Consider the following 21,433-nt stretch of genomic DNA (forward strand, 5'->3'; position numbering starts at 1 on the left):
ACAAAATGGGCGGTGAATAATCAGTTTGACACATTCAGAAACGCATTTTATCGGAATGTGCGGATTTTGCGGCCATTCACGACTGAACTGTGATAGCCGTCAAACAAAAACAAACTGAATTATTTTACTCTGTGTAATAAATAAAGGGTACTTAGATGCCCTGTACACGGCGAGGTTCTCCCCCCTCGCCAATGCGTGAGAACGTAGAATACACAAAGTCAATCAAGCTGCATCAAGGCGGCAAGTGAGTGAATTGCAGGAGCTTACTAGAGTAAGTGTCTGGGATGAACGAGCGCAGCCCGCGCTGAGGCGGTTTGAAGGATGAAGTGTATAAGCACAAATACTCAGGAGCACTCCTAATTATGTTTAAGAATGCATTTGCTAACCTGCAAAAGGTCGGTAAATCGCTGATGCTGCCGGTATCCGTACTCCCGATTGCAGGTATCCTGCTGGGCGTCGGTTCCGCTAACTTCAGCTGGCTGCCAGCCGTTGTATCGCACGTAATGGCAGAAGCAGGCGGTTCTGTTTTTGCGAACATGCCGCTGATTTTTGCTATCGGTGTTGCGTTAGGCTTCACTAATAATGACGGTGTATCTGCACTGGCATCCGTTGTTGCTTACGGCATCATGGTTAAGACCATGGCTGTTGTTGCGCCGCTGGTTCTGCATTTACCTGCTGAAGAGATCGCCGCTAAACACCTTGCTGATACGGGTGTTCTCGGGGGGATTATCTCCGGTGCGATTGCAGCGTATATGTTCAACCGTTTCTACCGTATCAAATTGCCTGAGTATCTTGGCTTCTTTGCGGGTAAGCGCTTCGTTCCTATCATTTCTGGTCTGGCTGCCATCTTCACAGGTGTGGTTCTGTCCTTCATTTGGCCGCCGATTGGTACTGCTATTCAGACGTTCTCTCAGTGGGCTGCATACCAGAACCCGGTCGTTGCGTTCGGTATCTATGGCTTCATTGAGCGCTGCCTGGTACCGTTTGGTCTGCACCATATCTGGAACGTTCCATTCCAGATGCAGATCGGTGAATACACCAACGCTGCGGGTCAGGTGTTCCACGGTGATATTCCTCGCTATATGGCGGGTGACCCGACTGCGGGCAAACTGTCCGGTGGCTTCCTGTTCAAAATGTACGGTCTGCCGGCTGCTGCTATTGCTATCTGGCACTCTGCTAAACCAGAAAACCGCGCGAAAGTGGGCGGTATCATGATCTCCGCGGCGCTGACCTCGTTCCTGACCGGTATTACCGAGCCGATCGAGTTCTCCTTCATGTTCGTGGCGCCGATCCTGTACATCATCCACGCGATTCTGGCTGGTCTGGCATTCCCGATCTGTATCCTGCTGGGTATGCGCGACGGTACGTCGTTCTCCCACGGTCTGATCGACTTTATCGTTCTGTCCGGTAACAGCAGCAAACTGTGGCTGTTCCCGATTGTCGGTATCGGTTATGCGATTGTTTACTACACCATCTTCCGTGTGCTGATCAAAGCGCTGGACCTGAAAACGCCAGGTCGTGAAGATGCTACCGAAGACAGCAAAGCAGGTGCAACCGGTGAAATGGCTCCGGCTCTGGTTGCTGCATTCGGCGGTAAAGAAAACATCACTAACCTCGATGCGTGCATCACTCGTCTGCGTGTCAGCGTGGCTGACGTTGCTAAAGTGGATCAGGCTGGCCTGAAGAAACTGGGTGCGGCAGGCGTTGTGGTAGCTGGTTCCGGTGTTCAGGCTATCTTCGGGACTAAGTCCGATAACCTGAAAACTGAAATGGATGAGTACATCCGTAACAGCTAAGCAGTAAGAAGTTGGGGAGAACTAAGGCAGCCTGCGGGCTGCCTTTTTTATTGCATTAATTAGCCTGAACGCGAATCGGTGCGGTGGCAGCGAACAGCCAGGGACGAGCCTCTGCGTTTACGCGCGGGGATAGTGTCTCTCTGACCTGCTGGTGGTAATCATCAATCCACTGTTTCTCAGCATCACTCAGCAGATGCAGTTCGACCAGATTCAAATCAATCGGTACCAGCGTCAGCGTTGAGAAACGACAGAAACCAGGACGACTGTTGATAATCTCCACCTGATTCTCAATACGGATCCCATATTGTCCGGCCAGATAATAACCCGGCTCGATGGTGATGATGTTGCCTGCGACCAGTGGCCACGGGTTTACTTTTTTGGCGATGCGATGGGGTTGCTCATGAATAAGCAACTGGTGACCCACGCCGTGTCCCGTACCATGATCAAAATCCAGACCCAGCTCCCACAACGCCCGGCGGCTAAAAGCATCCAGTTGATGGCCCTGAGTCCCGCTGGGAAACTGCAGCGAAATAAGCGACAAAAAGCCTTTCAACACGGCAGTGTAATGCAGGCGACGTTGTGGATCCTGTGGGCCAAACGCGAGGGTACGCGTCGTATCCGTCGTACCATTGTGGTACTGGCCACCGGAATCATTCAGATACATGGCCTGCGAGGTAATTGGCGTATTGGTCTTTTCACTGGAGTGGTAATGACACATTGCGGCATTGCTGGCAGAGGCCGAAATCGTGCTGAAACTTTGCTCGATAAATCCCGGCTGCTGCTGGCGAAATTCCAGTTGCTTGGCCTGCGCTTCCAGCTCGGTGACCGTATTGCCTGCCGCTTCGCGCAAAGGAACTTCATGGGACAGCCAGGCAAGGAAGTTTACCCAGGCTGCGCCATCTTGTTCATGGCATTCCCGATAGCCTGCCAGTTCAACGTCATTTTTGTGGGATTTCATCAGAGTGATGGGATCGGGCGCCCATAAGACGTTGCCACCGTGTTCTTCAATGGCAAAACGCAATGCGACCGGGGCGTAGTCTTTATCGACCAGGAAACGCTTCCCATTAGCTAATTGCTGGCAGCGAGTCAGAAAATTCTCTTGCGGGGCCAGAGTAAGCGTATCCAGCAGTGATGCGGGGAGCTGTTGCGTTTTATTGCTATCCACAAACCATTCCAGCTCACCGCTGCGATGGAGCAGGGCAAACGAAAACGGCACTGGCACCATGGCCAGATCCGAACCGCGCACATTCAATAACCAGGCAATGTTATCCGGCAGGGTAATTGCCAGCACGTCAGCCTGGTGTTGAGCGAGTTGTTCCACGACGCGGGCACGCTTTTGCGTGCTGCTTTCACCGCTGATTTCAATGGGCATTTCACGAATGATGCCGCAGGGCCCTGCCGGGCGGTCTAGCCATACCTGGTCAAAAGGATCTTGCTCAAGAGGCACCAGCTCGCAGTGGGTTGCCGACAGTGCTTCAAACTGGCTATTGACCATCAGCATCGGTTCAAAGCCGATACGTTTGCCTGCTGCAACATGAGACTGCAAATAGTCGGCCAGCGGTTCATCGTGTAAATGATGAATTTCAAAATCATCCAGCGAGACTTCATTGCGTACCTGGACCTGATAGCGTCCATCGACAAACATTAACGCGCGATCCCGAAGGACCAACGCGAGGCCAGCAGAGCCGCTAAAACCGGTCAGCCAGGCCAGTTTATTGTCATGCGGCGTACAATCTTCACTTTGATGAGCATCGGCGCGCGGAACAATCATGCCATCCAGCCCCTGCGCTATCAGCAGGTTGCGCAGGGCGGAAAGAGGAGTTGAGTTGTGCATAGTTACCTTCAGTTCTTAACGGAACGGCGGTTCGTTGAATGTACGTAATTTACGGGAGTGCAGTCGGTCGCCTTCAGCACGCAAACGATCGATAGCCCGGATACCTATTTGCAGATGCTCAGAAATGGCACCTTCATAAAAACGGTTGGCCTGACCAGGCAGTTTGATCTCACCGTGCAGCGGCTTGTCGGAAACGCACAGCAGCGTGCCGTACGGAACGCGGAAGCGGTAGCCCTGGGCGGCGATGGTGGCGCTTTCCATATCGATAGCCACCGCGCGGCTGAGGTTGAAACGCAGCGCAGAAGCGGAATAGCGTAATTCCCAGTTGCGATCGTCGGTGGTGACGACGGTACCGGTACGCAGGCGCTGTTTAACCTCTTCACCGGGCATACCGCTGACTTCTTTGGTGGCGTCATACAGTGCGCGCTGTACTTCCGCAATGCTCGGAATTGGGATATCCGGCGGTAGAACTGCATCCAGCACGTGATCGTCACGCAGATAAGCGTGGGCCAGAACATAGTCGCCAATCGCCTGGCTTTCACGCAGCCCGCCACAGTGACCAATCATCAGCCAGACGTCAGGACGCAGTACGGCCAGATGATCGCAAATGGTTTTGGCGTTAGACGGGCCAACGCCGATATTGACCAGTGTGATCCCCTGACCGTCGGCGGTGATTAAATGCCAGGCGGGCATCTGGTGTTTCTTCCAGGCGAGATCGGAGATCGCTTCTTCAGGCGCTTCAGTTTCAGCGGTGATCCAGATCCCGCCCGCACAAGAAAGCGCGATATACGGGCTGTCCGGGTCGAGGATCTGGCTGCAACCCCAACGCACAAACTCATCGACGTAGCGGGTGTAGTTGGTGAACAGCACAAACGGCTGAAAATGTTCAACCGGTGTTCCCGTGTAGTGGCGTAGTCGAGCCAGCGAAAAATCTACTCGTCGTGCGTCGAAGTGCGACAACGGGGAGAATTCCGCCGGATGATAGGTACCGTCGGCTGTTTCATCGCCAATCTGTGACAGCTCGGTTGTGGGGAAGTGGCGCGTTAGGCCGGCACTCATCGAGCGGTCGAGCGTCAGTTCAGAACCGTCAATGACATACGGATAGGGGATTTCATGCTGCGACGGCTCAACGGAGATATGCGCATCATAATCCTGATACAGCAGCGTGAGTTGTTCTTCAAGATACGGACGAAAAAGCGACGGACGGGTAATCGTAGTGGTGTAGCAGCCCGCATGGGTAAAACGACCATAGGCGCGGGTTTTAGGGGGATTGGTGGCGCTGCCATCCCAGGTGACACACAGTGATGGGTAAACAAAAAGACCGTTATGGCGGGCGATTACGTCAGGGAGCGTCCCTGTTTCAATATACTTACCAATGGCGCTACGCAGTGCTTTTACCGACTGCTCGTACAGCGCGTCCAGTTTATCCAGTGCCTGAGCCGGGGTCAGGCTGGAGCCCTTATTGTTCATGTCTGTCTCCTTGTTCCACAGATGTACTGCTCTCCCGATAGTATGTCACAGGAATGTGAAACAAAAGTCAGACGTTGAGGAAGATTGTGCGAAGACCGGACGGCCTCCGCACCCGGGCTTAACCGTGCTGCTTATCCCGCATCAGCAATGCTGTAGTGGCGGAAATAAGACAACCCGCCATCAGATAAATGGCCACACTGTGCCAGTCTCCGCCGGAGAATGTTACCAGCGCAGCAGCAATGAAGGGGGTAAAACCGCCGCCAACCACGCTTGCTACCTGATAACCAACGCCCGCACCGCTGTAGCGATAGCTTGCGCCAAACAAACCGGTAAACATAGGTTGCTGCACGCAGACCACCATATCGTGTGCAATGTTGGCCAACATAATCGCGAAGAACACGATCCAGAAAATGGATTGCGCTTCTAACGCCATAAAGAACGGGAATGCGCTGAGCGTCCCGACCAGTGCGCCGGTAATGTAAACGCGCCGGCGACCAAAGCGGTCGGCGAGCCAGGCAAAGCAGGGGATGGTCAGACAGCTCAGCCCTCCCACCAACAAGCCGATATTCAGAAACAGTTCACGGGGTAAGCCCAGATTCTGCGTGGAGTAATTTAGGGCAAACGCAGTGACGATATACATCGTCAGCAGTTCACACAGGCGCAGAGCGATAATTTTCAAAAAGGCACCTGGATGACGGATTAACGCCTCGACTACCGGTAGTCTCTTTTTCTCTGGTTGCGGTGCCTGCTGCTGCTGTTCGAATTCGGCCGATTCATCCATTCGGTTACGCATCCACAACGCGCCCAATACCAGCACGATGCTGAACAGGAATGGAATACGCCAGCCCCAACTCAGGAACTGCTCATCGGTGGTTTGCGAGCTAATCAGCGAGACCAGACCGGTAGAAAGCAGTAGCCCGACGCCATAACCGACCTGAACACCGCTGCTGTAGAAGGCTTTTTTATTTTTCGGCGCGCTTTCGACCGAGAGCAACGCCGCGCCGCCCCATTCACCGCCAACGGCGAATCCCTGAATAGCACGCAGCGTCACCAGCAGTACGGGAGCCCACCAGCCAATGGTGTCAAAGGAAGGAATAATCCCTATCAGTGCAGTGGCGATCCCCATCATCCAGACGGTGAGCATCAGCATACGTTTACGCCCCAGGCGATCGCCGAAGTGGCCGAAGATCACCCCGCCTAGCGGACGGAACAAAAATCCGACGCCAAAGGTGGCAAATGCGGCAAGTGTCCCCATCGCCGGGCTGACTTGCGGGAAGAACTCGCGGTTAAAGACCAGTGCGGCAGTGATGCCGTAAAGCAGAAAATCATACCAGTCGACCACGGCACCCGCGAAGCTACCAAGCGCAGCGCGTCGGGCGCGGTTAAGTGAAGAGGCGTCCTGTTGGGGACCCGTGGAGGTGAGGGAGGAATCCATAGTTATCCTGTCTGTACTGTTTTTTAGTTATTAGTATTTGAGTTGGGTTACACACATTGCAGTCGCAATATTAACGACCGTTATGAGATTACCGCGACAGACGGGAAGTGAAAACGATTATCTCCCTCATCTGATGGCAACATGAAAAATAAGATGAATGAGAAAACAGAAAAGCAAAAAAACCGCTCGAAAGCAGGGTGTTCAAAAATTGTTGCCTTTTGTTCAAAGTGTGCGCGGTAGATGCGGTAGCCCAGCGTATTAAGCAACATCGCGTCGCCGGTGTAGCTTCACGGATTTGTAATGTCATGAATGATTCCCGTCCTGGAAATAAATCGACGATTACTGAACTATATCAAAACTGTCAGTGATACAGTGGCATGCGAACATTTCAGAGGCTTATCAGTATGAAGATTGTTTTTATCCCTGCGTTGATCGTAGTTCTGATTGATAAAGAACAGGACATAGGACGGGAATTGACCCGCGATGAGGTTGAGTCCATTCGCGATGGCGCTACAGCCATCCGCCTGCCAGCCGAAGCAGCCGAGGATATAATCAGAGAGCGTGGCTACCGCGATATTGATCCTGAGAATGTCTGGCGCGAGTGGCAGGCGTATAAAGCTGACTGAATGTTGATGGGAACACACTGCTTTAGTGACACATGAAAATTGTGCACTTACACGGATGGGTTTACTACGCACCTGTCGTGGAGCTGAGGGGCAACTTTGAGCGACATGCAGCCAGTGAGTTTTGAATAAAATTTAACGGCTAAATCGACGCCCCGTAATTTTTATAAGTGGGGCATTTTTATCTTCAGAACCTATTAACTCCAGCCTTGTTTACTACGACGGATATAAGGTAATACGGATAATAAAGCCAGAACCGCTAATACCATTCCAATCCATAGAGCTGAACGTAAACCGAATCCAGATGAAATTGCCATTCCACCTAAATAAGAACCGCCACCTAATCCAATATTGATCACGGAAGTATGAACGGCATTGACCATTGGCCCTGGATGTGCCACGCTGACAATTCTTGCCATCATTGCCGGATTCATTGGTACGCCAGATAAACCGATAAGTATAACAGCCAGAATAGCAATGACCTGATATTGAACAAATAGCGCCATGCCGAGCAAAGAAATACTCAATATTGTTAAGCCGACAACCATAACAGTTAAACTATGGCGATATGCAAGACGTCCCGTTACCATATTCCCGATGATATTGGCTAGTCCATAAAGCATCAAAATGAAGGGAACCGTCTGCATTGTAAATTCACTGACATCCGTCAGCACGGGGACAAAATAACTGAATGCCGCAAAACTTGCTCCCAAAATCAAACAGCTGGTTGCACAGGCTTTCCAATAGGCTTTATTTTTAAATGCCTTAATCTCTTCAGCCATCTTGATAGCACCGCCGCCGCTCATATGTGGCAATAAACGTACTAATGCTAGCAGGCATATGAAAACCAGGACCGCGACCAGCCCAAAACTCATTTTCCAGCCCCAGTGCTGGTCAATGATTGTCGCGATAGGTACACCAAAGACATTGGATACCATAAAACCTGCTATCACTATTGATGCGGCACGAGGGCGATTTTCTACAGATACAAGAGCCATACTTGTCGCGAGTGAAAGACTTAAACACCCTGCACATAAAATACCTGTCACGATGCGAATGGCAACTAGCACATTGTAATCAGAGGCAAAGACGCTTAATCCTTGTACGATAACATATAACCCTAACAGCCATAATAATGTTGAGCGATAGGGCGCTTTAAACTTAAGAAAGGTGTAGGTTAATACCGGGCCACCTAGCATTACACCGAATGCATAATATGAAATCAAATGCCCGACTTCGCCGACTGTAACACCAAATGCTTCCGATAGCGTGGTCATCATACCCGCCACCATTAACTCTGCTGTACCTAATGAAAAAATGGCTAACCCTAAAATATAAACGACTAATGGCATGTTTTTTTATTTTTCCTTGTATTGGAATGATCGTTACAAAAATGAGTGCAAGTAAATAATGAATTTTTTCGCTTAAATTTATAAATTGATTAACAGACCAGCGACGACATCTTCGAGGATTTTTCTATCTGTAATGTTTTTATTCAGTACACGTAAACCGTAATAGCCTGCCATAAAGCCTCTCGCCATTTCGACGGCTGATGCTTTATTGTTCAGTTCGCCGCTTCGTTGGCCTTCGATGAATACCGACACCAGCGTTTTTTCTAAATGCTGACGATATTCATTATTCAGGCTCGCAACGGCTTCATCTTTACTGCCCATCTCTAAGGCTGAAAATAAGACCATCGCATCATGCTGCTCTGGCTGAGAAAGATCTTCGGCAATACCCCAGAGCAGAAGGGTATGCAATCGCTCTTTTACCAGACCTGGTTGTGTGAGTATTGTTAACTGTGCTGACATAGTTTGTTCGTGGCTGCGCAACAAAGCTTGCTCGTACAGGGCTTGCTTGCTTCCAAAGGCATTGTATAGGCTTCCCCGCCCTAATCCCGTACCATTGCATAAATCTTGCGCAGAGGTGCCTGCATAACCATTGGCGCTGAAAACAGCGACGGCAGCATCAATGACATCCTGATCTTCGAACTTTCGTGGACGACCTGGAAAGGTTGGTTTTTCAGCACTCATAGGGATGTGGGACTTGAAATGAGTTGAGGCGGCATAGTATTGATTATGGAACGATCAGTCAAATAATTTTTATAAATAAATCAGCGATGACGCGCAGACAGATTTTCTTATGAATTGCTATGCGTTTCTGTAGAGGGATGTGTGGATTTTATCCTTTCCAGGATAGTACGTTGATACAACGACAACCACGCGTAATGGTTAACCATCACACCGGAATCTGCCGTATTCTAGTGAACGTCCAACGTCCCCCTTCGATTAAGGATAGTGTTGCATCGACCGATTGAACTCACAGGGCAGAGTAAAGTCATCGCAGCGTGAGTGATATGACAGGCGACCTGTTGAAGCCATGGTACCATTACAGACTGTATCATCTACCTCACTACACACATCGGCCTGCCAGATACTGGTTCGGGGTGTATCTCCGTATCCACGCTGAATACGGTTCTCAGCAATCCAGGGTTCATCACCTCTTCTGGTGTGCCTTGCGCCATAATATGTCCGTTCGCCATGACCACCAGATGGTCACAGTACCGGCTGGCCTGATTAAGGTCGTGCAGCACGGCGACCACCGTTTTCCCCTGAGCCCGGAGTTCGCCCATCAGCCGCATCAGTTCCACCTGATGATTGATATCGAGATAGGTGGTTGGCTCATCGAGTAGTACAACGGGCGTATCCTGCGCCAGGACCATCGCCAGAAATGCGCGCTGTCGCTGACCGCCAGAAAGATCGGTTAACCGTCGGTCGGCAAGATGTTGGATCTGCGTCTGGCTCATAGCATCATGGACCCGCGTATTGTCTTCAACGGAGAGACGCCCCCAGAGTGACAACCACGGGTTGCGACCGTACGAAACAAGCTCCTGGACGGTGATCCCCTCGGGAGTTAGATGGTGCTGGGGCAGCAGCGCCAGCCTGCGGGCTAGCTGGCGTGATGAGAGCGTATTGATGGCACTATCGCCGAGAAATACGCCGCCGGACTGCGGCGTTAACAGTCGTGAAAAACAGTTTAACAACGTTGACTTCCCGCAGCCGTTAGGGCCGAGCAGGGTGGTTGTCTTCCCCGCTGGTAGGGCGAGTGAAACGCCATCAAGCACCTTGTTTGTACCGTAACAGACCGTCAGATTTTCAGTTCGTAATGTCATTTATCGCATTCTCACAAGCAGCCAGACAAACCATGGTGCACCGATAATGGCGGTCAGCACGCCAGCCGGAAGTTCCAGAGGAGGATGAATAATTCGCGCCAGCAGGTCGGCAACCACCAGCAGTAACGCACCTGTCATGGCTGAAACGGGCAGCAGCCAGCGGTGACGTCCACCGGTAATGCTGCGCACCATATGCGGCACCACAAGACCAATAAAGCTAATTGGGCCGCAGACGGCCACGCCGGTCGATGTCATGGCGACGGCCAGTAGCAAAGCCTGGAGCCGAATACGCGGCACCGACACACCGAGCGTGGTGGCGCGCGCATCGCCCAATGCCAGGAGGTCGAGATCGCGGCAAAAACGCAGACTCAGCGGCAGAAACAAAATCAGCAGTGGGGCGGCTATTTTCACAAAGCTCCAGTCACGGCCCCATAAGCTGCCGGTCAGCCACAGCAGGGCGCTGTTCACATCCTGCGGACGCGAAAGCATCAGATAATCCGTCAGGCTGGCCCAGCAGGCAGAGAGCGCAACACCCGTGAGCGCCAGCTTCATCGGCTGGCTGGTGTTCGCCAGTATTCTCAGCAGGATCAGGCCCGCCATGCCACCGGCAAAGGCCAGTAGCGGCAGAGTAATCACCGGTAGTGACGGTAAGAGAAGCAGCGCGCCCACAGAGGCCAGGCTGGCGGCATGGTTTACGCCGAGGATATCCGGTGATGCCAGAGGGTTACGCACGATCCCTTGCACCAGCACGCCTGCCACCGCGAGGGCTGCACCGACAAGCAGCGCCAGCAGCAATCGCGGCAGGCGGTACGCCGTTAATACGAAATGATATTCGCGCCCGGTCTGCCAGTCGTTCAGCAGAGCACGCCAGGGAACGGCGATCACCCCCATTTGTAGTGACAAAGCCGAAAGTCCTGCCAGCGCGAGGGCGATGAAAATGACGAACGCAATTTTCATCCACGCCTCCTGACCAGCCAGACAAAACAGGGTGCACCAATCAGCGCCACTACTGCCCCCGCGGGCAATTCGCCAGGGAAGGCCAGCGCTCGGGCCAGAACATCAGCCAGCAGCAGCAGCGTGGCGCCCATAAGCATGCTCATCGGCAGGACCTTGCGCTGATCGAATCCCACCCAGAAGCGAGCCAGATGCGGCATCAGCAGACCGATAAACGCCACCGGACCTGCCACGCTGACGCAGGTACCGACCAGAAGCAGCACCAGAATATTGATGATCAAACGGAGCTTCGGCAGATTCACCCCCAGCGTGCGGGCGGTGCTGTCACTGACGTTAAGCAGGTTCAGTTGATTAGCCAGCAGCAATACCACCGGTACAGCAACCACTACCATTGGGAAAAGCTGCCAGAACTCCTGCCAACGTGCGTGGGATACGCCTCCCGCAAGCCAGTAAAAAATGCCGTAGGCGTGATCTTCCGTCAGCAGCAGAGTGATGCGGGTAAGGGCCATGCAGAAAGCCGAGAACGCGATGCCCGCGAGGATCAGTTTGTTTCTGTCCTGGGTGTGGCGAAATCCACCACCTGCGGTCATCACCATCAGCCAGCTTACGCCGCCACCGCAGGCGGCTATAAAGGCGATGGAGTAACCCGTAACGGGCGCAGGGCTGATAGCGCTGGTAAGTGCCATCGCCAGCGCTGCGCCACTGTTAATACCGAGTAGTGAAGGGGAGGCCATTGCATTATGCGTCAGGGTCTGCAGCAGCGTTCCCGCCAGAGCCAGGCTTGCGCCGATCAAAATGGCGACCAGGCTTCTTGGCAAACGAAGGTTTTGCACCAGCGCTTGTGGAAGCGTCGGCGTATGGCCTGGCAGCAGGGCGTGAATGGCATCAACGCCAGAAACAGGAATGGCCGAGTAGCAAAACAGACTCAGCCAGAAGATAGCGATAAGCGCGACAAGGGGAAGACCCCACTGTAGCGCTGGATGTTTGAAAATTGTCATTTCACATCGGATAAAGGCTGGTGGTGAAAGATTTTTACCGTGTCGCTGGCAATGCGTTCGGCTGCGAAAATGCCGCGCATCCGCGCCCAGGCGTTACTGTCGACCGACGCCGTCTGCTGTTTTTGCGCCGCAGTTAACATCTGCCACAGCGGGTCTTGTTGCCAGCGTTTCACGATGCTCTCTTCACGATAGTGCGCGACCAGCAGCCATGCCGGATTGAGCGCCAGCAGTTGTTCCAGACCGATGGACGGCATAGACGAACCCGCCATAGCTGCAGGCACCGTCAGCCCCAGAGAGGTCAGGACGCCCCCGGTCCAGGTCTCCTGAGTATGCAGGTTGAACTGCTGCTCTCGGGACGTACCAAACACCACCATCGTGTCTTTTGGCAGTTGGCTGGCCCACGCTGACATCTGTTGTTGGTGTTGCGCCAGGCGTGACTGCATCTGTGCTTTTTTACCCACAATTTCACCGATGATGGCCGCAGATTGCAGATTTTCAGCGTAGGTTTCATTGCGGGACTTGAGCAGCAGCACAGGTGCTATTTGCTGTAAGGCGATGTAAATACCCGCATGGCGGCTGCTGTCGGCAATGATCAGATCCGGTTTCAGCGCGCTGATGGCTTCTAAACTCGGCTGCGCACGCGTGCCGACAGACTGCCAGGGTTTCAGATGGGCACGAACCTCTGGAAGAATGCGTGTGGCATCGTTATCGTCGGCAATGCCGACCGGACTGACATCGACAGCAGCCAGTGCGTCCGCGAACGACAGTTCCAGCACCACTATCCGTTGTGGCGTTTTATCAAGCGTAAAGGTGCCATGTTCGTCATGAACCGTGGCGGCAAAAGCATGGCCGGTGAGCAGCAGAGCGGCGAATAGCGTGCGTAATGGTGTGAACATGTAAATTGCCTGCGTCGGGTGGCGTTTCGTTTGCCCGACCTACAAAAACAGCATGCAGGCCGGGTAAACGGGGTTTAGAACTTCAACGAACCCTGCATATACAGCGTGCGCGGCTGGCCTGCGTAGATGCCTTTGTTGTTGTCGTCGTAAGAGCGGGTGAAATACTCTTGGTCGAAGATATTTTTCACACCGAACGCCAGGTTCAGGTCTGCCATCTGCGGGCCGAAGTCATAGGCTACGCGTGCGCCCCAGAGCATAAAGCCAGGGATGCGACCGGTACTGCCATCAGCGCTCTCTTTAACGGTGTTGGCGTTATCCGCAAACTGGCTGGACTGGAAATCGCTATTCAGGTTGAAGGTCCAGTTGCCCGGCTTATAGTCCACGCCCAACGTGCCTTTGTGTTTTGGTGAGAAGGGCACCTGATTGCCATAGGTATCGCCTTTCTCGCGAATCTCAGCGTTCACATACGCATAGCTTGCGTAGACTGAAACGTTGTCGAGCGTTGGCGTCAATGTGCCGAGATCATAGCGAGTCTGAGTTTCCAGTCCGGTATGACGCGTTTTACCGCGTGCAGTAACGGTGTCGTTGGTTTGGTTGGAATCGTACTGATTATTAAAGTTAATCAGGAACAGCCCCATTTCCGCCGTCAGCGCGCCATCGTCGTATCGGGTTCCGAGCTCCCAGGTTCGCGCTTTTTCCGGTTCCACATTGCCGCTTTGCACAGCCTTGCCAATTTGGCTGTACTGTACGGTGCCGAATGAGCCTTCAGTGTTTGCATAAAGATTCCAGCTATCAGTCAGGTGATAAAGCACATTTAGCGCCGGAAGTGGGGCGTTGTAGCTTACTTCCTCATGTGTGCCTTTGATGGCGTTGTTCTGGTATGACTCGATATGTTCAAAGCGCATACCCGGTGTGATAGTCCAGTTGCCAATGTCGATTTTGTCATCCAGATACCAGGCATGCGCTTCGGTGCCGGAACGAGTGTCGCGGTCGTAAGGGCTGGCGCTGGACGGCAGTTGTCCACTGCTGGTGGCAGTGTAGTAACGCATTTCATGCGTCGACTCGCTCACATAACGGTATCCCACGCCCACTTCGTGCGCGGAAGGACCCACCATAAAGCTCTGACTGTAGTGTGGTTCAATGCCGCGTACCCAGTAGTTACGCGGTGAAAGGGTGAGGCGTTTTCCCTGTTCCAGGTAGCCGCTGCGCAGGGTTTCAGTGTAGAAGCCCTGAATATTGAATTTATGTTGGCTGTCCGGCTGGAACTGATAGCCGAGGCTTGCCAGCTTGCGGCGCCCCCAGAAGCGATCGTAAGGGCGCGTGGATTGCCAGCGGTCGGCATCGTAATCCGCGCGAGACAGGCCGCCGGGCATGTCAGCTTCACCGTCGTAGTATTGCAACAGACTGTTGAAGGTATGCACTTCGTTTGGCGCATATTTGCTTTTCAGCATCAGGTCGTCGATGCGGGTCGCGCTGTGTTCGCGCCAGTCGCTTCCACGTGTACCGGAGTAAAGCAGGGCGGTACCAAAACCGTTATCCGCCGTGCCACCCACCATCAGGTTGTGCGTTTCTTTTGGGTTATTTTGTGAAGATGTTGGGCTGAGCTGGCCTTCCACGCCGGCTTCCATGCCGAAGTCTTGCGGAATAGCGCGGGTAACAAAGTTCACCACACCGCCCACGCTCTGTGGCCCGTAACGCACCGCGCCACCGCCGCGAACCACGTCGATGGCGTCCATATTTCCGAGTGAGACGGGCGCCAGTGAAAGCTGCGGCTGGCCGTAAGGGGCAAACGGCACGGGAATACCGTCCATCAGCACCGTTGAACGGCTGGCCAGGCGCGGATTCAGGCCGCGAATACCAAAGTTCATTGCCAGATCGTGGCTACCGGTGCCGTTGTTTTCTGGGGCGGTAACGCCAGGAATGCGGTTCAGTACCTCGCGCATGGATGTTGCGCCGGTTTTGGCAAAATCCTCACGGCGGATAACGTCACGTGCGCCGGCATGCTCGAATACGTCGTTTTCGCGCGCATCCCCCAGCCAGTCGCCCACCACGGTCAGGGCATCTTCTTGCGGTGTTGGTGCGGGCTCCAGCGTCCAGCTGTTATTACCCAGCGGTTTCAACTGCAGGCCACTACCGTTCAGCAGGTGTTGCAGGCCGGTTTCGACGTCGTAGTCACCGTGAAGACCGTTACTCTGTTTGCCGCGCGTCAGGCTGGCGTCAACCGACAGGGTAATTCCGCTGAGCGCGGCATACTGATTAAGGGCTTTGTCGAGCGAACCCGGTGCAATATCAACCTGCGCTGCGAAGGCGGATAACGACAGCCCGGCCAGCGGCAGCAGGCTCAGGCGAACGGCGTTAACCAAAGGTGTTGTTTTGCGAAAAACGCGTAAAGGCGTCATACCTTCTCCATCATCATTTTTGTTGTGTTCATCTATGAGTCGAATGAGAAGGGTAAAAAGGACAATCGAAATGAGAATTATTTTTCTTACAGTGCGGAAATATTTACCCAGTATCGCGTAACTGACTGAATTTTCACTGGAAGAGTCTTGTCAATAACATCCAGGATTGCATCAGTATTTTTCAGCGGGAAAGTGCCACTCAGGCGTAACCCGGCTACAGCCGGATCGCAGCGCAGCACGCCGTTGCGATAACGGCTCAGCGTGGCAATCACTTCACTCAAAGGTTTATCGCTGAAGCTCAGAATGCCCTGCGTCCAGGTGGCGCTTTCATCATCCGCTGAGGCTACTGCACCAAATTCAGACGCGCTAAACTGCAGGCTCTCGCCAGCGCTGACGATGCGTTTTTCCTGCGGACGATTTGCCAGTAAGACTTCAACAGCGTGTTGTTGAACGACAACGCGTGTGACGTTGTCATGCTGGTAGACGGTAAATTCTGTGCCTAATGCGGTGAGCTGGCCCTGACGGGTCACAACGCGGAAAGGTCTCTGCTGCGCGTCTTTTGCGGTAGTAATAGCAATTTCTCCGTACCAGAGATGGACAGCGCGTTGACGCGTATCAAAATGAACGTCCGCGGCGCTTTGTGTGTTGAGCGTCAGCAGCGAGCCATCTTCCAGCCGCTGATGGCTGACCGCGCCTTTGGCGGTGCGGTAATCCGCGCGCAGACCTTCACCGGCTTCAGACTGCCAGAGCTGCCAGCCGCCGCCCACGCCGAGCAGCAGCAGTAGCCCTTTCATGACATGACGACGGGTAAGGCGCGTATCGTGCAGCGCCCGGCTGGCAACATCGCCCGGTACGCGGCTGAGCTGGCTGCGCAGGTTTTCAACCTGTTGCCAGGCCCACTGATGATCTTTGTCCTCTTCGTACCATTGTTGCCAGCGCGCTTCTTGCTGTGGGCTGACACGCTCGCCGCTCAATACAGCATACCAGTGCGATGCCGAGCGCAATGCCTGGCGGCGAGAATCGGTGATAGAAGCGTTCACAGACCGTGCTCCAGACGAAACAGCAGACAATGTTCGATAGCCTTTGCCATATACTTTTTCACCGAACTGACGGAGATACCGAGCTTCAGCGCGATCTCGCTGTATGTCAGACCATCCAGTTGCGAAAGCAGAAACGCTTCTCGTGTTTTTCCGTTCAGCCCGTCAAGCATGCTGTCGATGAGTTGCAGGGTTTCGAGCTGGCTCTCGCGTTCCTCGGGGGAAGGCGCGAGCGCCTCCGGCATAAGCGCCAACATCTCCAGATAGGCTTTTTCCAGCGCGTTTCGGCGAAACAGGTCGACCATCACCCGTTTGGCGAGAGTGCACAGAAAGGAGCGCGGATCGCGGATCGTCGAGAGCGAGTCGCTGCCCATTACCCGTAGAAAAGTGTCCTGGGCAATGTCATCTGCATCAAAGGCGGACTGGAGTTTGCGCGTCAGCCAGCTTTTCAACCAGCCGTGATGTGCGCCATAAAGCGACTCGAGCGTAAAGGAAGCAGTGGTAGTGGCGTGGTCAGACATGTGGAATGTATCAAAAGTTAATTATCACGCGATTATAGTAATATGAGAATGGTTATCATTACAATTATAAATATAATTGTATTACGTTGAACTTCTTAATGCGTTGTTATTTATACAAATGTTATGAGGTGGATATCGGATGGGGAAGGGGAGTCTGCTTCTGGCATGTGACGGTTGGAATGACATCTGACCATGTCTGCTGTGAGCATGGAGCAGACGAATGCTTTAAAGCATGCTGAACTCTTTAAAAGTAAACCGTCTTGGGAGGACACCGAGAGCAGAGCAGCTGTTACTTTTCGGGAAAAGGTGAGTTGCGGATCAGGAAATGCTCAATCGAGTCGATTAAACCGGGAGCTAAGGGGAGCGCGGGTTCAGCGTATGTCGCGATATTCGCTTTGCGATCGTCCGAAGTCACCTCTTTCATAACATGGTTCATATTGGGCAGTATAACCAGGGACGCTTGAGGATTCGCGGCCTTAAGCAGTCTTGCATCCGTTTCTTCCACCTGGAGATCGCGTTGCCCTTGTAGCACTAACACGGGTTTGGAAATACTCGAAATGAGATGACCCGGATTATATGAAAATGCATTGATCAAAAACCCCTGAACAGCAGGATTAAAGATACTTTGCAGTGCTGGGTGAATATTCGTAATATCGACTCGCCGCCGATGCTCCAGAGCATCAATTATCGGCAGCGCCTGCTTTAATAGAATTTCATTTTCCGGATTAGCGTTAAGTTGCCCCCTCAACACCTCGCCCATCGGCCTCCCAGGCGTTGCGATAAGAACCACACCGCACACATTCTCTTCTTGAGCCGAGGCAAGTGCGACTACACCCCCTTCGCTGTGTCCTAAAACCCAAACACAGGGAGTGTGCATGTGACGTCTAAGCACGTCTACCCAGGATCGAATGTCGTCAACATAGTCAGCAATCGTCACCGCATTGGCATCGTCTACGGCCATTGCGCTAGCGAACATTCCACGTTTGTCGATACGAAGCGTCGCAAAACCTTTGGCAGCCAGGCCTTCAGCAAGAAGTCGGTAAGGCGATGCATTCACACCAAGCGGGTTGTTTCCATCCCGATCGGTTGGCCCGGAGCCAGGAACGATAAGAACAACGGCTGTTGGTTTTGAATTCGGGGTGAGTAACGTGCCTTTCAAAGGGCCTTTTGGCCCTGCGGCATCCAGGGCAGTTTCGGAAAAGGTCACCGGTACTGCCGCCAGACTCACAAATGGGCAAGCGCCCAAAAGGGCAATTGAGGCGGCAATATTCATTGGAGATGTTCCTGTAAAATTCAGCGTACCCGTCAATTTATATTATAAATATGGCCTGCTCTACATTGATTAATATATCAGCGGTGATAGAAAACGCCGCTTCTGGGCACAGAGCGGACGTACTGGGTGAGTTTAAAGTCTACTGTGAGCGAAGAGTGGACATCTCAACTCATTGTTGTTCCGGTCTATTGATATGGAAGCCTGGAACGGCAAGCGTCTGGAACAAATACCTGCGGCTATTATGAATGAAGTGTTGGCCAGACTAAGTTGAGGTTTTGATATGCGCAATGAGCAATGGCATAAAAGCAAAAAGCCTGCTTAGTTTCCTAAGCAGGCTTCTTAAATATGGCTCCTCTGACTGGACTCGAACCAGTGACATACGGATTAACAGTCCGCCGTTCTACCGACTGAACTACAGAGGAATCGTTTGAACGAGGCGCATATTAGCGAGGGTGGTGAGGCTTGTCAAAGGGGTAAATACATTTGTGTGTTCGTTTGCTGACAAAATCAGCAAAGCGGCGATCTTTCCGTCTTTTTATGCTTTTGCCCCATTCTGGTGCGTGTCTACCTCTTCCAGGGCAGCCTGAATGAGATACTTAGGTGTGCAGAATGATCTTCCTTCGCTTTTACTCCTGACTTTACGCGGCTTTAACCGTAAAACACCGTTTTAGACGAAAGTGGCAAGCATCTTGCAATCCTGAATTTAATGACTGCCAGCACGGGTTCTGGTATTCCGACAGGAGGCAAAATGAACTTCAGACGACTGAAATATTTCGTGAAAATCGTCGATATTGGTAGCCTGACCCAGGCAGCGGAAGTGTTGCACATTGCGCAACCCGCGCTGAGCCAGCAGGTCGCTACGCTGGAAGGTGAGCTGGATCAGCAATTGCTGATTCGTACCAAGCGTGGCGTCACGCCGACGGAAGCAGGAAAAGTGCTATATACCCACGCCCGGACGATTTTACGTCAGTGCGAACAGGCGCAACTTGCGGTTAATAACGTGGGCCAGACCTTGAGTGGACAGGTCTCTATCGGCCTTGCGCCGGGGACAGTCGCGTCATCCATTACCATGCCGTTATTACAGACGCTACGTGCCGAACTGCCTGATGTGCTGGTCTATTTGCATGAAAACAGTGGGGCAGTGCTGAATGACAAGCTGCTCAGCGGGCAATTAGATATGGCAGTGCTCTATGAGCGTTCTCCTGTGGCGGGCATCAGCAGTCAACCGTTGCTTAAAGAGGATCTGTACCTGGTCGGCACGCGTGACTGTCCTGGCCAAAGCGTCGATTTAGCCGCAGTGGCGCAGATGAATTTGTTCTTGCCACGGGATTACAGCGCGGTTCGCCTGCGCGTGGATGAAGCTTTTTCGCTACGTCGCTTAACGGCTAAAGTGATTGGCGAAATTGAGTCTATCTCCACCCTAACGGCCGCCATTGCCAGTGGTATGGGTGTCACAGTGTTGCCTGAGTCGGCCGCCCGTTCATTATGCAATGCGGCTAACGGCTGGATGGCGCGCATCACAACACCGTCGATGAATCTGCCATTATCGTTGAACGTATCCGCCAGAGGGAGCTTATCGCCCCAGGCGCAGGCCGTGAAGGAGATCCTGTTGTCGCTGGTCAGCCGTCCGGCGCTGGAAAATCGCGAGCTGCAGCTAGTCAGCTAAACCTTATTCCCGCAAGGAATAAGATGCAGGTTTTTATTATTTGTTATGCCGGGCATCAGACTTTAACAATAGCGTAATGTCTGATGTGCCCGGAGCGAAACGTGAATTTCCAGCAACTTAAAATAATCCGCGAGGCGGCCCGTCAGGATTACAACCTGACAGAGGTCGCGAATATACTGTACACCTCGCAGTCGGGCGTCAGCCGACACATTCGTGAACTTGAAGATGAACTTGGTATCGAGATTTTTATCCGTCGCGGTAAACGCCTGTTGGGCATGACCGAACCGGGTAAAGCCTTGCTGGTTATTGCCGAGCGTATTCTGAATGAGGCCAGTAATGTTCGTCGACTGGCGGATCTGTTTACCAATGACACGTCCGGCGTTCTGACGATTGCCACCACGCATACCCAGGCACGCTATAGCTTGCCTGCGGTGATAAAAGCTTTTCGTGAGCTGTTCCCTGAGGTGCGTCTGGAACTTATTCAGGGTACGCCACAGGAGATTGATGTCCTGCTACAAAATGGCGGGGCAGATATCGGAATTGCCAGTGAGCGGCTGAGCAGCGATCCATTGTTGGTGGCTTTTCCCTGGTTTCGTTGGCACCACAGCCTGCTTGTTCCTAATGACCATCCATTAGTGAAAGCCTCTCCGCTCACGCTGGAGTCTATTGCTCACTGGCCGTTAATTACCTATCGTCAGGGGATTACAGGGCGTTCCCGCATCGATGAAGCATTTGCTCGCAAAGGGCTGATACCGGATATTATTCTCAGCGCCCAGGACTCGGATGTGATTAAAACTTACGTGTCGCTGGGGTTGGGGATTGGGCTGGTGGCAGAGCAATCCAGCGGCGAGCAGGAAGAGGGGACCTTAACCCGTCTGGATACCCGGCATTTGTTTGATGCAAATACCGTTTGGCTGGGGCTTAAACGCGGACAGCTGCAGCGCAACTACGTCTGGCGATTCATCGAGCTATGCAATGCAGGGCTATCCGTCGATGAAATTAAGCGCCAGGCGATGGAGCCAGATGAAGCGGTGATTGATTATCAGATTTAACTACCAAAGCCCGTGAGCGAACGGGCTTCTCTGACGTCGCTGAATGGCGGGTAGAAAGCTGCGTTACCTCAAGGTCTCCAGCCTCAGATCCTGCGTCGGCACCCGCGACAATATCGAACAAGACACCGCCCGTCCCGAATCCGCATAAATAAACTGAAATCCATTCTTCACCGAAAGAACATCTCGATTGGTAAACGTATAGAATTTATTACTCTGACTACGGCGGGCATCGGAAATATAAAAACTATTGTTTTCCCACAGCACGCTAACGTGCTGGAACAAATGAAATGTCACCTCCGCCCAGCCT

The 21,433-nt window shown here is 52.8% G+C and carries 17 protein-coding genes, 1 tRNA gene and 1 pseudogene; 5 read left to right on the top strand and 14 right to left on the bottom strand.

What is annotated here, in order from left to right; translation table 11 throughout:
• Positions 1-362 precede the first annotated feature (362 nt).
• Positions 363-1,796: a PTS glucose transporter subunit IIBC gene (ptsG, locus tag FDW94_RS20755; protein ID WP_003836725.1), complete on the top strand. Its 1,434-nt coding sequence runs from the start codon at positions 363-365 to the stop codon at positions 1,794-1,796.
• A gap of 55 nt (positions 1,797-1,851) precedes the next feature.
• Here the strand turns inward: ptsG and FDW94_RS20760 are convergent, their stop codons facing one another.
• From FDW94_RS20760 to shiA, 3 genes are all read right to left on the bottom strand, one after another.
• Positions 1,852-3,630, bottom strand: coding sequence for an aminopeptidase P family protein (locus FDW94_RS20760; RefSeq protein ID WP_137378169.1), 1,779 nt, complete (start codon positions 3,628-3,630; stop codon positions 1,852-1,854).
• A 15-nt stretch (positions 3,631-3,645) separates the two neighbouring features.
• Entirely contained in the window at positions 3,646-5,100 is a 1,455-nt protein-coding gene (locus FDW94_RS20765; protein ID WP_032942969.1) for an AMP nucleosidase, read from the bottom strand.
• A gap of 118 nt (positions 5,101-5,218) precedes the next feature.
• Positions 5,219-6,535, bottom strand: a complete 1,317-nt coding sequence (shiA, locus tag FDW94_RS20770; RefSeq protein WP_003832199.1) for a shikimate transporter — start codon at positions 6,533-6,535, stop codon at positions 5,219-5,221.
• Positions 6,536-6,939: 404 nt separating this feature from the next.
• Between shiA and FDW94_RS20780 the strand changes: the two genes are divergently transcribed.
• The gene (locus FDW94_RS20780; protein ID WP_003036289.1) at positions 6,940-7,161 is read left to right on the top strand and encodes a hypothetical protein; all 222 of its coding nucleotides are present in this window, start codon (positions 6,940-6,942) and stop codon (positions 7,159-7,161) included.
• A gap of 194 nt (positions 7,162-7,355) precedes the next feature.
• Here the strand turns inward: FDW94_RS20780 and FDW94_RS20785 are convergent, their stop codons facing one another.
• The 10 genes from FDW94_RS20785 to FDW94_RS20830 all read right to left on the bottom strand — a co-directional run bounded on the left by FDW94_RS20785 (position 7,356) and on the right by FDW94_RS20830 (position 18,408).
• Positions 7,356-8,510 carry an MFS transporter gene (locus FDW94_RS20785; RefSeq protein ID WP_048235640.1) on the bottom strand — a complete coding sequence of 385 codons (1,155 nt, stop codon included), beginning with the start codon at positions 8,508-8,510 and terminating at the stop codon, positions 7,356-7,358.
• 78 nt (positions 8,511-8,588) lie between these two features.
• A complete protein-coding gene (locus tag FDW94_RS20790; protein ID WP_032942979.1) occupies positions 8,589-9,191 on the bottom strand; it encodes a TetR/AcrR family transcriptional regulator in 603 nt (200 codons plus the stop codon).
• A 371-nt stretch (positions 9,192-9,562) separates the two neighbouring features.
• Entirely contained in the window at positions 9,563-10,330 is a 768-nt protein-coding gene (gene fecE, locus FDW94_RS20795) for a Fe(3+) dicitrate ABC transporter ATP-binding protein FecE (RefSeq protein WP_137378170.1), read from the bottom strand.
• Positions 10,331-11,287, bottom strand: a complete 957-nt coding sequence (gene fecD / locus FDW94_RS20800) for a Fe(3+) dicitrate ABC transporter permease subunit FecD (RefSeq protein WP_137378171.1) — start codon at positions 11,285-11,287, stop codon at positions 10,331-10,333.
• Positions 11,284-12,282 carry an iron-dicitrate ABC transporter permease FecC gene (gene fecC / locus FDW94_RS20805; protein ID WP_111465782.1) on the bottom strand — a complete coding sequence of 333 codons (999 nt, stop codon included), beginning with the start codon at positions 12,280-12,282 and terminating at the stop codon, positions 11,284-11,286. The genes fecD and fecC overlap by 4 nt, the downstream gene beginning before the upstream one ends.
• Positions 12,279-13,178 (bottom strand): Fe(3+) dicitrate ABC transporter substrate-binding protein, encoded by a 900-nt coding sequence (locus tag FDW94_RS20810; RefSeq protein ID WP_008784385.1) that lies wholly within the window; start codon positions 13,176-13,178, stop codon positions 12,279-12,281. Before FDW94_RS20810 ends, fecC begins: the two co-directional genes overlap by 4 nt.
• A 74-nt stretch (positions 13,179-13,252) precedes the next feature.
• Entirely contained in the window at positions 13,253-15,577 is a 2,325-nt protein-coding gene (gene fecA, locus FDW94_RS20815) for a TonB-dependent Fe(3+) dicitrate receptor FecA (RefSeq protein WP_137378172.1), read from the bottom strand.
• A gap of 86 nt (positions 15,578-15,663) precedes the next feature.
• The gene (fecR, locus tag FDW94_RS20820; protein WP_137378173.1) at positions 15,664-16,617 is read right to left on the bottom strand and encodes a ferric citrate uptake sigma factor regulator FecR; all 954 of its coding nucleotides are present in this window, start codon (positions 16,615-16,617) and stop codon (positions 15,664-15,666) included.
• Complete coding sequence (fecI, locus tag FDW94_RS20825) at positions 16,614-17,135, bottom strand: ferric citrate uptake sigma factor FecI (protein ID WP_008784388.1); 522 nt, start codon at positions 17,133-17,135, stop codon at positions 16,614-16,616. Before fecI ends, fecR begins: the two co-directional genes overlap by 4 nt.
• A gap of 289 nt (positions 17,136-17,424) precedes the next feature.
• Complete coding sequence (locus tag FDW94_RS20830; protein WP_137378174.1) at positions 17,425-18,408, bottom strand: alpha/beta fold hydrolase; 984 nt, start codon at positions 18,406-18,408, stop codon at positions 17,425-17,427.
• Between the two features lie 181 nt (positions 18,409-18,589).
• Between FDW94_RS20830 and FDW94_RS24570 the strand changes: the two are divergent.
• Positions 18,590-18,679 (top strand): annotated as a pseudogene (locus tag FDW94_RS24570) (type II toxin-antitoxin system PemK/MazF family toxin); the annotation flags it as partial.
• Between the two features lie 75 nt (positions 18,680-18,754).
• On the opposite strand, the gene FDW94_RS20840 reads toward FDW94_RS24570, so the two are convergent.
• Positions 18,755-18,830: transfer RNA gene (locus FDW94_RS20840), tRNA-Asn, on the bottom strand.
• A gap of 326 nt (positions 18,831-19,156) precedes the next feature.
• On the opposite strand from FDW94_RS20840, the gene nac reads away from it, so the two are divergent.
• Positions 19,157-20,074 carry a nitrogen assimilation transcriptional regulator NAC gene (gene nac, locus FDW94_RS20845; protein ID WP_103285036.1) on the top strand — a complete coding sequence of 306 codons (918 nt, stop codon included), beginning with the start codon at positions 19,157-19,159 and terminating at the stop codon, positions 20,072-20,074.
• A gap of 101 nt (positions 20,075-20,175) precedes the next feature.
• On the top strand, positions 20,176-21,126 hold the full coding sequence (gene cbl, locus FDW94_RS20850) for an HTH-type transcriptional regulator Cbl (protein WP_020996493.1): 951 nt from the start codon (positions 20,176-20,178) through the stop codon (positions 21,124-21,126).
• The last annotated feature ends 307 nt before the right edge of the window (positions 21,127-21,433 follow it).

Source organism: Citrobacter sp. wls757, from assembly GCF_005280935.1.
In the GTDB taxonomy this organism is placed as follows: domain Bacteria; phylum Pseudomonadota; class Gammaproteobacteria; order Enterobacterales; family Enterobacteriaceae; genus Citrobacter; species Citrobacter portucalensis.

Coding starts and splice junctions, on each gene's coding strand:
- ptsG (WP_003836725.1), top strand. CDS start 363: ATGTTTAAGAATGCATTTGCTAACCTGCAAAAGGTCGGTAAATCGCTG.
- FDW94_RS20760 (WP_137378169.1), bottom strand. CDS start 3,630: ATGCACAACTCAACTCCTCTTTCCGCCCTGCGCAACCTGCTGATAGCG.
- FDW94_RS20765 (WP_032942969.1), bottom strand. CDS start 5,100: ATGAACAATAAGGGCTCCAGCCTGACCCCGGCTCAGGCACTGGATAAA.
- shiA (WP_003832199.1), bottom strand. CDS start 6,535: ATGGATTCCTCCCTCACCTCCACGGGTCCCCAACAGGACGCCTCTTCA.
- FDW94_RS20780 (WP_003036289.1), top strand. CDS start 6,940: ATGAAGATTGTTTTTATCCCTGCGTTGATCGTAGTTCTGATTGATAAA.
- FDW94_RS20785 (WP_048235640.1), bottom strand. CDS start 8,510: ATGCCATTAGTCGTTTATATTTTAGGGTTAGCCATTTTTTCATTAGGT.
- FDW94_RS20790 (WP_032942979.1), bottom strand. CDS start 9,191: ATGAGTGCTGAAAAACCAACCTTTCCAGGTCGTCCACGAAAGTTCGAA.
- fecE (WP_137378170.1), bottom strand. CDS start 10,330: ATGACATTACGAACTGAAAATCTGACGGTCTGTTACGGTACAAACAAG.
- fecD (WP_137378171.1), bottom strand. CDS start 11,287: ATGAAAATTGCGTTCGTCATTTTCATCGCCCTCGCGCTGGCAGGACTT.
- fecC (WP_111465782.1), bottom strand. CDS start 12,282: ATGACAATTTTCAAACATCCAGCGCTACAGTGGGGTCTTCCCCTTGTC.
- FDW94_RS20810 (WP_008784385.1), bottom strand. CDS start 13,178: ATGTTCACACCATTACGCACGCTATTCGCCGCTCTGCTGCTCACCGGC.
- fecA (WP_137378172.1), bottom strand. CDS start 15,577: ATGACGCCTTTACGCGTTTTTCGCAAAACAACACCTTTGGTTAACGCC.
- fecI (WP_008784388.1), bottom strand. CDS start 17,135: ATGTCTGACCACGCCACTACCACTGCTTCCTTTACGCTCGAGTCGCTT.
- FDW94_RS20830 (WP_137378174.1), bottom strand. CDS start 18,408: ATGAATATTGCCGCCTCAATTGCCCTTTTGGGCGCTTGCCCATTTGTG.
- nac (WP_103285036.1), top strand. CDS start 19,157: ATGAACTTCAGACGACTGAAATATTTCGTGAAAATCGTCGATATTGGT.